The organism is Spirillospora albida (assembly GCF_000718255.1).
GTDB lineage: Bacteria > Actinomycetota > Actinomycetes > Streptosporangiales > Streptosporangiaceae > Spirillospora > Spirillospora albida.
Window position 1 is genome coordinate 92,512 of record NZ_JOFJ01000019.1, and the last position, 12,469, is coordinate 104,980.

The 12,469-nt window shown below is 74.0% G+C and carries 11 protein-coding genes; 9 read left to right on the plus strand and 2 right to left on the minus strand.

Annotated elements, in window-relative coordinates:
• Window positions 1–76 precede the first annotated feature (76 nt).
• Together IE99_RS0123290 and IE99_RS0123295 are read right to left on the minus strand one after the other, a co-directional pair.
• Window positions 77–949: an alpha/beta hydrolase family protein gene (locus tag IE99_RS0123290; protein WP_157610457.1), complete on the minus strand. Its 873-nt coding sequence runs from the start codon at window positions 947–949 to the stop codon at window positions 77–79.
• A 207-nt stretch (window positions 950–1,156) separates the two neighbouring features.
• On the minus strand, window positions 1,157–5,665 hold the full coding sequence (locus tag IE99_RS0123295) for a type VII secretion EssC family protein (RefSeq protein ID WP_030174783.1): 4,509 nt from the start codon (window positions 5,663–5,665) through the stop codon (window positions 1,157–1,159).
• Window positions 5,666–6,032: 367 nt separating this feature from the next.
• Between IE99_RS0123295 and IE99_RS0123300 the strand changes: the two genes are divergently transcribed.
• The 9 genes from IE99_RS0123300 (at window position 6,033) to IE99_RS0123340 (ending at window position 12,442) form a co-directional block, all read left to right on the plus strand.
• Window positions 6,033–6,851, plus strand: coding sequence for a hypothetical protein (locus IE99_RS0123300; RefSeq protein WP_084219847.1), 819 nt, complete (start codon window positions 6,033–6,035; stop codon window positions 6,849–6,851).
• A 2-nt stretch (window positions 6,852–6,853) separates the two neighbouring features.
• The gene (locus tag IE99_RS0123305; RefSeq protein WP_051713087.1) at window positions 6,854–7,753 is read left to right on the plus strand and encodes a hypothetical protein; all 900 of its coding nucleotides are present in this window, start codon (window positions 6,854–6,856) and stop codon (window positions 7,751–7,753) included.
• The gene (locus tag IE99_RS0123310) at window positions 7,754–9,052 is read left to right on the plus strand and encodes a TadA family conjugal transfer-associated ATPase (RefSeq protein WP_030174791.1); all 1,299 of its coding nucleotides are present in this window, start codon (window positions 7,754–7,756) and stop codon (window positions 9,050–9,052) included.
• Window positions 9,052–9,972 (plus strand): type II secretion system F family protein, encoded by a 921-nt coding sequence (locus tag IE99_RS0123315; protein ID WP_051713089.1) that lies wholly within the window; start codon window positions 9,052–9,054, stop codon window positions 9,970–9,972. The genes IE99_RS0123310 and IE99_RS0123315 overlap by 1 nt, the downstream gene beginning before the upstream one ends.
• Entirely contained in the window at window positions 9,969–10,889 is a 921-nt protein-coding gene (locus tag IE99_RS0123320) for a type II secretion system F family protein (protein WP_030174797.1), read from the plus strand. The genes IE99_RS0123315 and IE99_RS0123320 overlap by 4 nt, the downstream gene beginning before the upstream one ends.
• A gap of 23 nt (window positions 10,890–10,912) precedes the next feature.
• Window positions 10,913–11,125, plus strand: coding sequence for a Flp family type IVb pilin (locus IE99_RS0123325; RefSeq protein WP_030174800.1), 213 nt, complete (start codon window positions 10,913–10,915; stop codon window positions 11,123–11,125).
• 71 nt (window positions 11,126–11,196) lie between these two features.
• Window positions 11,197–11,586, plus strand: a complete 390-nt coding sequence (locus tag IE99_RS0123330) for a TadE/TadG family type IV pilus assembly protein (protein WP_245623317.1) — start codon at window positions 11,197–11,199, stop codon at window positions 11,584–11,586.
• Entirely contained in the window at window positions 11,583–12,032 is a 450-nt protein-coding gene (locus IE99_RS0123335; RefSeq protein WP_030174806.1) for a TadE/TadG family type IV pilus assembly protein, read from the plus strand. Before IE99_RS0123330 ends, IE99_RS0123335 begins: the two co-directional genes overlap by 4 nt.
• On the plus strand, window positions 12,029–12,442 hold the full coding sequence (locus tag IE99_RS0123340; RefSeq protein WP_037559953.1) for a pilus assembly protein TadG-related protein: 414 nt from the start codon (window positions 12,029–12,031) through the stop codon (window positions 12,440–12,442). Before IE99_RS0123335 ends, IE99_RS0123340 begins: the two co-directional genes overlap by 4 nt.
• Window positions 12,443–12,469 lie beyond the last annotated feature (27 nt).

Below are 12,469 nucleotides of genomic sequence, written 5' to 3' on the forward strand. Positions count from 1 at the left end.
TTCTAGTTATATAGGTGCAGAAGGGTTGCGAGATGGCGGCCGCCGGTTGTGGCGGCCGCCATCTATGGCGATCGGGTCAGCCGGTGGGGCAGGTGTCGCGGTATTCGACGATCGTCGGGCCGCTGGGCGGCGGCGGGCAGAGGAAGGGCTCGTAGCGGGTGTCGTCGTCGATGAAGCGCTTGAGCCAGGCGATGCTGTGCTTCGCGATCGTCCTGTTGGGCGAGTTGAAGGTCATGTGGCCGGCGTTCCGCAGCTCCAGGTACGCCTTCTCCGGGGTCGCGGTGAGGCCCTGGTAGATCGGCTCCGAGTGGGCCGCGACGCTGGCGATGGTGTCGTTGTCCGCGCCCATGACCATTGTGGGGACCGCCACCCCCGGCCACGACTTGGTCGGGTTCCACGGTGCCAGCGGGACGGCCGCCTGGAGGGACGGCCGTTTGTTGGACGCCTCCAGCGTTCCTCCGCCGCCCATGGAGTGGCCCATCACGCCGAGGCGGCTCCCGTCGATCCGATTGCGGACCGTGCTCTGGCCGGTCAGGTAGTCGAGGGAGGCCAGGAGCTGGTCGCCGCGGGAGCGGGGCTGGTCGAACAGGCTGAGCGTGTCGATCGTGATGACGACGAAGCCCTGCGAGGCCAGCCGCGGCCCCAGCCAGGCGATCGCCGACTGCGGGGAGATGAATCCGGGCGAGATCGCCACCGCCCCGAAGGTTCCCTGGCTGGTGTCGGTCGGGTAGTAGATCGTGCCGCCGCCGAAGCCGCGGACACTGCTGCGAGGGACTGTGGTCTGCGCGATCGCGAAGGGGCCGCGCTCGGCGGTGATGCTCTCCTCGGTCGGTGCGGGGCCGCGCTCGTACGGATTGGCCGGGGCCGCCTGTGCGGGCGTGGCCAGCGCGAGCCCGGCGGCCAGAGCCACGGCCGCCGGCAGCTGGCGAAGCCCAGGGAGCCTTCTCATCGGGGTTTCCCTTCTCGGGGTGGCAGGGGTGCCCATGAGTTTCCGCCCGGCGGGACGTGGTGACTTCACCCTCAACAAACGATTGCTTGTGCAACTTGTTGGTTTTCGGACAAAGGGCTCACTGACGGGACGGCCTGTCGTGTCTGCGGTGTGCAGTTCGCCGACAAGCGGCGCGGACCGGCTGATCACGTCAGGACCGAAGCGCGCTCAGTCGGTGGTGGGGGGAAGCGCTACCTGGAGTTGGGTGGGGGTTCCCATGGTCACCAGGAGGCCTCGGCCGGTGGGGCCGCCGAGGGGCGCGTTGCGGGGGAGGCGCAGGCCGAAGAGGTCGCCGTCGTCGGGGGTTTCCACTGAGAGCAGGACGCCGCTGCGCGAGCGGCGGGTGTCGGAGAGGAAGCCTCGGTAGCCGCGGCCCAGGTCTGTTGTGGTGCCGCCGATGACCACCGCGTGTTCGCCGTCGCGGGCGGTGCGGAGGGCCGTGGTCAGGGCGTCGTCCAGGTCTGATTCGTCGAGAAGTTCGGCGTCGTCCACGACGATGACGTAGCGGTTCTCCTCGCCTACGGCCTTCTCCAGGTCGTCCTGGTCGGAGTCGGCTGTTAGGAGGCCCAGGACGCCCGGGTGGCCTTCCAGGAGGCGGAGGGGGGAGCGGCGGGGGGTGATCAGGACGACCGGGACCTGGCCGCCGCCCACTGCGGGGTCCAGGAGGGAGTGGACGATCGTGCGGAGCGTTGTCGAGCGGCCTGAGCGGGGTGGGCCCGCGACGGCGAAGCCGGGGCCGTCGTTGAGGAGGTCGATGCCCATCGGGGCGAGGGTGTCGCCGCCGACGCCGACCAGTGCCCAGAGGGCGGACGGGGCGACGAACTCCGGGTCGAGGGTCATCGCCTCGCGGTAGGTGACGCGGACGGGCAACTCGTCCACATGCAGGGGGCGCTGCTTGCGGGGCAGGCGGCCGTAGCGGGCGACGCAGGCGCGGGCGATCTCCTGGAGGGCCGCTACCTGGGACGTGCCGGACGGGTCGTCGCCGAGCAGGCCGATCTGGGACTCCACCGGTGGGGCGCCCGGTGCGGCGGCTTCGAGGGCTCGGCCCGGTGGCATCGCGGCGGGGATCTGCTTCTCCTGGAGGCCCGCGTAGCCGTAGTCGTTGGGGTCGGCCATGCGCAGGACGAGGCGGCGGTCGAAGACGGTGGAGACCTGGCCGCCCAGGCCGGAGCGGTCGCCGGTGAAGACGGCGCGGAGGCCGACGGCGGCGCCCTCGCGCAGGAGGCGAAGCGTCTGGTCGACGAGGCGTCCGTAGTCGTAGTGCTCGAACGCGCCGAGGAAGCCCTCCCAGCGGTCGAGGAGCAGGACCATCCAGGGGAGGCGGTCGGTGGCGGCGACGGCGGCGCGCTGCTCGGCGAGGGACGCGAAGCCCGCCTCGGCGAGGAGCTGCTGGCGGCGGGCGACCTCGGCGGTCAGGGCGGTGAGGAGGCGCTCGCAGCGGTCGAGCTGGTCGCGGGTGACGACGGCGCCGCAGTGCGGGAGGCCGATCAGGGGGAGAAGCGCTCCGGCGCCGCAGTCGATCGCGTACAGGTGCGCGTCGTAGGGGGAGACGGCGCCGGTGAGGGAACCCGCGATCGTGCGGAGGGCCGTCGAGCGGCCGGACTGGGCCGAGCCCGCAATGTAGAGGTGGCCGCTGGACGGTAGGTCGAGTGCCAGTTCCTCGCGGGACTGGATGGCGGGCAGGTCGGTGATTCCGAACGCGATGGGCGGGACGTCCACGACTGAGCCGCCGGCGGCGGTTCGGGGGCTGAGGCGCACCTGCTCGGGCAGCGGGTTCAGCCAGGGGGACGGCTGCCGGTCGATCCCGGCGCGGCGGGCCGCCTCGTCGATGGCCTGGACGAGGGTCGACAGGTCGGTGACGGTGCTGTCGTCGGCGGCCTCGCGGGGCGCGGGGAGGGGGCGGCCGAGGCCCTGCCAGGGCAGCGGGAGGACGAGGGGTTCGCGGCCGGTGGCGCCGGGGCGGCGGCCGCCGATGCGGGCCGACTGGACGGCGTGCGGGGCCGCCGCGCCCGACCGCACGTAGCAGCGGCCGGGGGTCGTCTTGGAGATGTGGGCGGCGTCGGGCGCGTCCAGGACATCGGTCGACTCGTCCGGGTCGGTGACGCGGAGCGCGATGCGGAGGTTGGTGTTGGCGCGGATGTCCGCCGTGACGACGCCGGCGGGCCGCTGCGTCGCGAGGATCAGGTGGACGCCGAGGGAGCGGCCCCGGCGGCCGATGTCGACCAGGCCGGTGACGAAGTCGGGCAGCTCGGTGACCATCGCGGCGAACTCGTCGATGACGAGGACGAGCCGCGGCATCGTCGGCAGGCCGGGGTCGGAGGGGCGCAGGTCGTTGTAGTCGTCGATGTCCTTGGCGCCAGCGTCGAGGAGGATCTCCTCGCGGCGGCGCAGCTCGGCGGCGAGGGACTCGAGGGCGCGCTCGGTGGCGTGCCCGTCGAGGTCGGTGACCATGCCGACGGTGTGGGGGAGGCGCGCGCAGTCCTTGAACGCGGCGCCGCCCTTGTAGTCGATGAGGACGAACGTCATCTCGTCCGGGCGGTTGGCGAGGGCGAGCGACGCGATGAGGGTTTGGAGGAGTTCCGACTTGCCCGCGCCCGTCGTTCCCGCGATGAGGCCGTGGGGGCCGTCCGCGCGGAGGTCGATCTCGTACATCCGGGACGAGCCCTTGCCGCCGCCGACGCCGATGGGGACGCGCGTCGTCCGTCCTCCGGTGCGCTGCCAGGACTGGAGGACGTGTTCCGGTGTGGGGGCGGGCATGTCGAGCAGGTCGAGAAGGCGGACGATGGCGGGCAGAGCGCTCTCGGCATCCTCGCGGGAGACGTCGCGGACGGGCGCAAGAGCGCGTGCCACGCGGTCCGTCCAGGAGGGGGACACCTGGTCGGCCAGGACGGGGCCCAGGGCGTCCAGGCCCTGGCCGCGCAGGTGGAGGCGGGACGGGTGCTGCGGGTCCCACGCGGCGACCGCGCGGCACTCCTCCGGCAGCAGCCGCTCCTCGTCGTCGATGCAGATGGCGTGCAGCCCGAACTCCGGGCCGCGCGACAGCAGCATCGGCATGCCCGGAACGCGGCGGAGGGCGCGCGCCCCGTCCAGGACGATCAGGATGTTGTACGGGACGTTCTCGGCGCTCCTGGCGCGGCCCAGGAAGCCCGCGTCCGGCTGGGCGGAGCGGCGGCGTTCCGTCACGCGGATCGCGAGCTCCGTGACGCGGTGCGCGACGGATTCGGGGTCGCCGCCGACGAGGGCCGTGCACTCCTCGCCCTCGCGCGGCGCGCAGTGCGGCAGCCACCGCACCCAGTTCCACTCCTCGCCCGCCTCCGGGCCGGCGGACAGGACGACGATCGCGAGGTCGCGCGGGCTGTGCAGGGCGGCGGCTTGCGCGACGAGCCAGCGGGCCAGGCCGCGGGACGCGGCGCGCGGCCCCGTCACGCCGAGGACGCCGAGGTCGGCGAGCGGCAGCGCGACCGGTACCTGCCGGGCGGACGGGATCGGGATCTCGCCGTCCTCGTCGCCGGTCAGCTCGATCCGGGCGGGCAGGTCGGCGAGGCCGAGGCGCAGGTGGAGCGTGTCGGCGTCGTCGCGGCGGCGCTCCCACAGGCGGCGGCGGGGGCCGGTCGCGGTGAGCAGGACCTCCGCCGGATCGGGGTGCAGGGCGCGGCGTTCGGCCTGGTCGGCGCGGCGCAGCCGGTCGAGCTCGCCGTCGAATTCGCCCGCCTTGCGGTGGTACTCCTGCAGCGCCTTCTTGTACGACTTGCGGCCGTGCAGCCGGTCGCCGACCCATTCGCCGACCGTCATCAGCGGCCAGGCGAGCGCGAACAGCGCCCACCACCATTGCCCGAGCGCGAACGCCATGACGAGACCGAAAGCGGAGAAAAGGATGGCACCGAACAGCCGCAGCCGTTCTTTCGGATTCCGTTCGGGCCTTTTGGGAACGTCCAGTTTGCGGACGCGGTCCCCGGGATTGAGACGCGGCGGCCGGTTGAACGCGAGCCCGCCTTCCGGCAGCGGCTCCAGATGGGTGTCCGGCGCGGCGCTCGTCGCGACGGTCAGGACGCTGTCGCCGATCGTCAGCATTCCGCCGAAAGGCCAGGCCACCGGGCCGGTCAGCGGTTCTCCGTCGAGTGCGGCGCCGCGCTCGAGGGTCATGTTGGACGCCTCGATCCGCACCCCGTCGACGCCCGCGGTGATCCGCAGCGACCGGGACGGGACGGACGGGTCGTCGAGCCGGACGTCGACGTCACCGCCGGACCCGAGCGTGCTCGTCCCCAGCCCGATCCGGTGCACCGACCCGGCGGCGGGCCCGCCCACGACCCGCACCTCGATCAGCCCGGACGGTTCCGCGAGCACCGTGGCCGGCGCGCCCCGCCGCTCCACCGCGACGACGGCGCCGTCGCGCAGCTCCTTCACGGCGAGGGCCTGCGGGTCGAGCATCCGGCCGTCGAGCCAGAGGACGCGGGGTTCCGCGGGTCGCTCCGGGGCGCGCGCCGCGGCGAGCGCGTCCTTGGAGAACCGCGGAGCCGGCGGCCTGGCGCCGCCCGGGATCGTGTCGAGCCCCGGCCTTCCTCCGTCGAGCACGGTGGCGAGGGACCGGGCGACCCCGTCGACGGTCGCCTCGGCATCGACGTTGATCACGACGTCCCGCGGCCCCTGGCCGGTCAGCGCCGTGAACGAGATCCGCATCCGAGCCCCTCCAGAACGCGCCGCCCCGGGCCGGGCGGCGCCATCGCTCGGGCCAGCTTAATTACTCCCTCTGTCAGAACCGGCGAAGACGCCGCGCCCCGCGGCCCCGGATTCTCCGACGATCAGTCGAGCACATCCCTCATGTCGGACACGTGCAGTTCAGTGCGCGTGCCCCGTCACGCTGGAGTGACGTAAGTGACTCCCGGTAAGTACGGGAGTGATCCAGAAATTCCCAGGTCAAAAGGGTCGCGTGCGGAATGGGGCGGTACGGGCGCCGGGAATCCATTGACGTGACCCGGTAAGCCCGCAAGCATGGATCGCTCGGTGATTCGCCGCGGGACTCCCGCGGCGGGCGGGGAAGGGGCGCGTGGCCAGTCCGATGAAGTCCAACCAGTCGGCCGTCGCCGGCGGTGCGCAGGCGGGGGCCGCCGGTCTCGGCCGCTCCGGTCTCGGCGCGTCCGGGGGCCAGCGGCTGCCCGCGTCGCCGCGCGAACGCAAGCCCGCCCTCGCCGCGCTCGCGGTCCTGCTCATCCTCGGCGGCGCCCTCGCGAGCGCCTATCTCGTGATGGCCAGCGGGCAGCGCGTGTCGGCGATCCGGATCGCGCAACCGGTCGCCGCCGGGCAGCGGATCCCCCTGAGCGCGCTGGAGGAGGTCCAGGTCGGCGCCACCGGCATCCAGTTCCTCGACTGGTCCGAGCGGGTGAACGTGACGAAGTACTACTCCGCCGTCCCGCTGGTCAAGGGCGCGCTGCTCACCAACGGCATGATCAGCAAGACGGCCGAGGCCGCGCAGGGCCGCGTCGTGGTCGGGCTCGCGCTGAAGCCCGGCCAGGTCCCGGCCCGCGACGTCGAGATCGGCAAGCGGGTCGCGCTGTACGCGGCCGGCGGGGGGACGGGCGGCGGTCCCCGCGCGGGCACCGTCCTGTCGTCCGACGCGATCGTGGTGAACGTGGGGCGCGCCGGCGGCGACCGGCTCCGCTCCGACCAGACCACCGTGGACGTCGCGGTCCCGCCCGCCGACGCGCCGCTCGTCACGCAGGCGGCGTCGGCGGGGACGGTCGCGCTCGCCCTCGTTCCGGACGGCACGAACCCGGCGCCGCCGCCCGGCGGGGCGACCCCGCCGGGCCAGGGCGAGGAGCCGCCCCCGAGCGGCGGCCCCCGGACTCCGGGCCCGGGCGGGAACTGACCGTGGCACTCATCGCGCTCGCGGCCGACAAGGGGGCGCCGGGCGTCACCACCGCCGCCGTCGCCCTCGGCGCCGTCTGGCCGCGCCCCGTCATCGTCGCCGAATGCGACCAGGCGGGCGGCGACCTCGTGTACCGCCTCCCCGCCGCCGCGCCGGAGGGCGCGGGGGACGGCGGGCTGCTGAACCCGTCCCGCGGCCTGCTCAGCCTCGCCGCGACGGCCCGCCGCGGCCTGCGCCCCGAGCAGATCGCGGAGCACTGCCAGCGCCTCGTCGGCGGCCTCGACGTCCTCGTGGGGATCACGAACGCGGAGCAGGCGCAGGCGATGACGTGGCTGTGGAGCCCGCTCGGCCGCGCGTTCGCCGGCCTCGCCCCCGTCGACGTGATCGTCGACTGCGGGCGGCTCGGCGCCGGCACCCCGCTGCTCGACCTGCTGCGCGAGGCCGACCTCGTCGTCCTGCTCACGCGGGCGACCCTGGAGCAGGTCGCGCACCTGCGGGAACGGGTCGCGGCGCTCACCGCGGAGCTGCGCGGCGGCCCGCCGATCGGGGTGCTCGTCCTCGCCGACCCGCGCGACTTCCGCGGCTCGATCGCCGAGGTCGACCGGATCGTCGCGGGCGCGGGCCGGCGCGGCCGGGACCCGGTGCCGGACGACCGCGGCGCCGGTCCGCAGCCGCCGGTGACCGTCCTCGGCGGCCTCGCCCTCGACCCGAAGGGCGCCGAGCTGCTGTCGGGCGGCTGGGGCGGCCGCCTCGACCGGTCGCTGCTGATCCGCTCCGCCCGCGAGGTCGCCGCCGACCTGATCGGCCGCCTCGCCGCGACCCGCCCGGCACCCGCGGTGCCCCACGACCGGCCCGTCCCGCCCGGCGACCCCGTCCCGGCGTACGAGAAGGGGGACCGGTAGGTGGATCACGGGCTCGTCAAGCGGCTCCGGCAGGAGGTCGGCGACCGGCTGGCGCAGCAGCGCCGGCTGGACGCCGCGCACGGCCTGCCGCCGATGTCGGGCGAGGACGAGCGGCAGTTCGCCCGCGCGCTCATCGGCCAGGTCCTGGAGGAGTTCGCGCGCGGCGAGATCACCTCCGGGCGGCGCCCGCCGAACGCGGAGGAGGAGGAGGCCCTCGCCGCGGGCGTCCACGCCGCGCTGTTCGGGGTGGGGCGGCTCCAGCCGCTGCTGGAGGACCCCGAGATCGAGAACATCGACATCAACGGCTGCGACCGCGTGTTCATCGGCTACGCCGACGGCCGCGAGGTGATGGGCGAGCCGGTCGCCGAGAGCGACGAGGAGCTCGTCGAGCTGATCCAGATCCTCGCCGCCTACAGCGGGCTGTCGTCGCGGCCGTTCGACACCGCGAACCCGCAGCTCGACCTGCGGCTCCCGGACGGTTCGCGGCTGTCCGCCGTGATGGACGTGACGGTCCGGCCCGCGCTGTCGATCCGCCGGGCGCGGCTCGGCAAGGTGTTCCTCGCCGACCTCGTCGGGAACGGGACGATCAGCCAGGAACTCGGGCGGTTCTTCCGGGCCGCCGTCCACGCCCGCAAGAACATCATGATCGCGGGGGCGACGAACGCGGGGAAGACCACGCTGCTGCGCGCCGTCGCCAACGAGATCGCGCCCGTCGAGCGGCTCATCACCGTCGAGCGCGCCCTCGAGCTGGGCCTGGACGCGTTCCCCGAGCTGCATCCGAACTGCGTCGCGTTCGAGCAGCGCCTCCCGAACTCGGAGGGGCAGGGCGCGATCTCGATGGCGGAGCTGGTGCGGCGGTCGCTGCGCATGAACCCCTCCCGCGTCATCGTCGGCGAGGTCCTCGGCGACGAGATCGTCACGATGCTGAACGCGATGTCGCAGGGCAACGACGGGTCGCTGTCCACGATCCACGCGAACTCCTCGGTGGAGGTGTTCAACCGCATCGCGACGTACGCGATCCAGTCGGAGGAGCGGCTGCCCGTCGAGGCGACCCACATGCTCATCGCGGGCGCCATCGATTTCGTGGTGTTCATCGAGAAGCGCAACGACTACGCGCGCGGCGGGCGGCTGCGGCGGTTCGTCGCGTCCGTCCGGGAGGTCACCGGAGTGGACGGGCGCGTCCTGTCGTCGGAGGTGTTCGCGCTCGGCCCCGAGGGCGTCGCGGTGCCGCACGCGCCGATCGCGTGCGCCGCCGACCTCGCCGACCACGGCTACGATCCGTCCGCCGGAGGCTGGTGATGTTCCCGCCGGACGTGCTGCTCGCCGTCATCGCGGGCGCCGTGGTGGGCGGCGGGGTGCTGCTGCTCGCGGCGGCCCTGCGCGGGATGCCGGTGCGCAGCCGCCCGGCGCGCGGGCGCAGCCGCGAGGACATCGTCAAGACCCTCACCACCCGCACGGCCGTCGCGGTCATCGTCGGCGTCGCGGTGCTGGTCGTGACCCGCTGGCCGATCGCCGCCGCCGGGACGGCCGTCCTCGTCCTCGCCTGGGAGGGCCTCGCGGGCGGCGCCGCCGAGGAGCGCACCGGCATGGCGCGCCTGGAGGCCCTCGCCGGCTGGACCGAATCGCTCCGCGACACGATCGCGGGCGCCGTCGGCCTGGAGCAGGCGATCCCCGCGTCGCAGCGGGCGGCCGCGCCCGCCCTCCGCCAGCCGCTGCGCGCGCTCGTCGACCGGCTGCACACCCGCGTCCCGATGCCCGAGGCGCTGCGACGGTTCGCCGACGACCTGGACGACCCGTCCGCCGACCTGGTGATCGCGGCGCTGATCCTGAACGCGAAGCTGCGCGGCCCCGGCCTGCGCGACATGCTCGGCGCGCTCGCCGACTCCGCCCGCGCCGAGCTCGACATGCGGCGCCGCGTCGAGGCCGACCGGCGCTCGACCCGCCGCAGCGTCCGCATCGTCGTCGGGGTGTCGGTCGGGACGGCCCTCGCCCTCGCCGTGTTCAACCACTCCTACGTCGAGCCGTACGACGACTTCCTCGGCCAGCTCGTCCTGTGCGTCGTCGTCGCCCTGTACGGGGCGGCGTTCCTGTGGCTGCGGCGCCTGTCGAAGTACGAGCTGCCCGGACGGTTCCTCAGCGAGCCCCGCAAGGCCCGGCCCGGCGTTCCGGGCGAGGTGCCGAGCACGGTCGCGGGCTGGCAGGGCGGCGGTCCGTCATGACGGGCGCGATGGCCGCCGGCGCCGTGGTCGGGCTCGGGCTGTACGTCCTCGCCCGCGCGCTGTTCCCGGCCCGTCCCGGCCTCGCCGCCCGGATGGCCGCGCTGGACGCCGCGCGCCGCCGCGACCTCGCCGAGACGCAGGCCGCCGGGCGGATCTCCCCGACCCTCGAGCGCGTCGGCGGGATGCGCGCCCGCGTCGGCGGGGAACTCGTCCGGCTCTGCGAGGCGCGCGGCTGGCGGCTGCGGTCGGTGCGCGCCGACCTCGCCCTGACGGAGCGGTCGCTGGAGGCGTTCCTCGCTACGAAGTTCCTGCTCCCGGCCGCCGCGCTGCTGTTCATCCCGTTGATCGTCGCGTACTTCGCGGTGCTCGGCCTGGGCTCGTCTGTGCAGATCCCGGCGTGGCTGTGCGTGCTGTTCGCGGTGCTGTTCTTCTTCTTCCCCGACATGCAGCTGAAGCAGGAGGCGCAGGCCCGCCGGCAGGACTTCCGGCACGTCGTCGGCGCGTTCCTCGACCTCGTCTCGATGAACCTCGCGGGCGGACGCGGCGTCCCCGAGGCGCTGATGACCGCCGCGAACGTCGGCGAGGGCTGGGCGATGCACCGCATCCGGGACGCCCTCGCCAACGCCCGCATCACCGGCCAGACCCCCTGGCAGGCGCTCGGCCGGCTCGGCGACGAGCTCGACATCGCCGAACTGCGCGACCTCGCGGGCGCGCTCGCCCTCGTCGCCGACGACGGCGCCCAGATCCGCGCGTCGCTCGGGGCGCGCGCCGCGTCCATGCGCAGCCGCGAACTGTCCGACCTGGAGGGCAAGGCGGGCGAGCGGTCCCAGTCGATGCTGGTCGCGCAGCTGTTCCTCTGCGCCGGATTCCTGATCTTCCTGGCGTACCCGGCCCTGATGCGGGTGCTGGCCTCGTGACCCCGTCCCCCTGGAGGTATCCGATGAACCCCCTCGACCATCCGTCCGTCGTGTACCTGCGCGCGATGCTCGGCGTCCGGCTCGACCTGCTGCGGTCGGAGGAGGAGCGCAGCCGCGGCGCGTCCGCCATCGAATGGGCGATCATCACCGCGATCCTCGCGCTGATCGCCATCACGATCGGCGCCGTGATCCAGAAGAAGATCCAGGACAAGGCCAACAGCATCAACACGGGCTGACCGCTCCGATGCCGCGCGAACGGTTCCGGCGCCCCCGAGGAGACAGCCCAGGAGACAGGGGGGCGTCGTCGATGGAGTGGGCGCTGCTCACACCGGTCCTCATCCTCGTGATGCTCGTCGTCGTCCAGTTCGCGATGGTGTTCCACGCCCGCCATGTGGCGCTCGCCGCCGCGCAGTCCGGTGCCCGGGTCGCGCGCACCCAGCCGCCGGGCGGGGGCTGGCAGGACGCCGCCGTCACGAAGGCCACCGGCGACGTCCGGAAGATCGGCCCGAACCTCATCTCGGGCCTGGACGTGGCGGCGGGCGAGGCCGACGACGAGCGGTGGGTCGAGGTCAGCGGCCAGGCCGTGCGGGTCATCCCGTTCATGACGTTCACCGTCCGGCAGCGGTCGCAGGGACCGATCGAGTGCTTCCGCCCGGACGTCGGTCCGGGGACCGCGTGCGAGGAGGGCGCGCCATGACGCGGGGCGACGCGGCAGATGTGCGCGACCGGGGGTCGATGTCGCTGGAGATGGTGCTCGTCACGCCGATCTTCGTCGCGTTCCTGCTGCTCCTCGCCGGCGCCGGGCGCATGGTCGACGCGCAGAGCCAGATGGACGGCGCCGCCCGGGACGCGGTGCGCGCCGCGTCCATCGCCCGCGGCCCGTCGTCCGCGCAGATCCTCGCCGACGAGGCCGCCGCCGCGAACCTGCGCGGGACGAGCTGGTGCGCGGGCGGACCGACCGTCGTCACGGACGTCACCGACTGGGGGCCCGGCGGACGCGTCGGCGTCACCATCACCTGCGACGTCGACCTCGGCGACCTGTCGTTCATCGGCCTGCCCGGCACCAAGCGGCTCCGCGGCCACGCGCTCGCGCCCATCGACACGTTCACCTTCCGGGGCGGCGACGGAGGAGGTCTGGAATGAGGGACCGGGGCTCCGTCTCCCTGTACGTCGTGCTGTTCACCCCCGCCGTCCTTCTCCTCGCGGGGCTCCTCGTGGACGGCGGCCTCGCGATCCACGCCCGGCAGCGCGCCGCCGACATGGCGGAGCAGGCCGCGCGCGCCGGAGCCAACGAGATCGACACCGCCGCGCTGCGGGAGACCGGGAAGCCGGTCATCGACCCCGGCCGTGCCCGCGCCGCCGCCTGCGACCTCCTCAGCGCCTACGACGCGGACGTGACCGGCGCGAACTGCGACGCCACCGAGGAGGAGGTCGCGGTCACCGTCGAGATCACGGTGCGGCCGCAACTGCTCGGCATCATCCCCGGCTTCGGGGAGTTCACGATGACCTCGTCCGCCACCGCCCACCCCGTGACCGGAGCAGACACCCCATGACCGCCAGAAGATTCGCGTCTACGATGA

What these genes read in the sequence shown, in the direction of transcription:
- IE99_RS0123325 (WP_030174800.1), top strand. Translation starts at nt 10,913, where the DNA reads ATGAACCCCCTCGACCATCCGTCCGTCGTGTACCTGCGCGCGATGCTC.
- IE99_RS0123295 (WP_030174783.1), bottom strand. Translation starts at nt 5,665, where the DNA reads ATGCGGATCTCGTTCACGGCGCTGACCGGCCAGGGGCCGCGGGACGTC.
- IE99_RS0123340 (WP_037559953.1), top strand. Translation starts at nt 12,029, where the DNA reads ATGAGGGACCGGGGCTCCGTCTCCCTGTACGTCGTGCTGTTCACCCCC.
- IE99_RS0123315 (WP_051713089.1), top strand. Translation starts at nt 9,052, where the DNA reads ATGTTCCCGCCGGACGTGCTGCTCGCCGTCATCGCGGGCGCCGTGGTG.
- IE99_RS0123335 (WP_030174806.1), top strand. Translation starts at nt 11,583, where the DNA reads ATGACGCGGGGCGACGCGGCAGATGTGCGCGACCGGGGGTCGATGTCG.
- IE99_RS0123320 (WP_030174797.1), top strand. Translation starts at nt 9,969, where the DNA reads ATGACGGGCGCGATGGCCGCCGGCGCCGTGGTCGGGCTCGGGCTGTAC.
- IE99_RS0123290 (WP_157610457.1), bottom strand. Translation starts at nt 949, where the DNA reads ATGAGAAGGCTCCCTGGGCTTCGCCAGCTGCCGGCGGCCGTGGCTCTG.
- IE99_RS0123330 (WP_245623317.1), top strand. Translation starts at nt 11,197, where the DNA reads ATGGAGTGGGCGCTGCTCACACCGGTCCTCATCCTCGTGATGCTCGTC.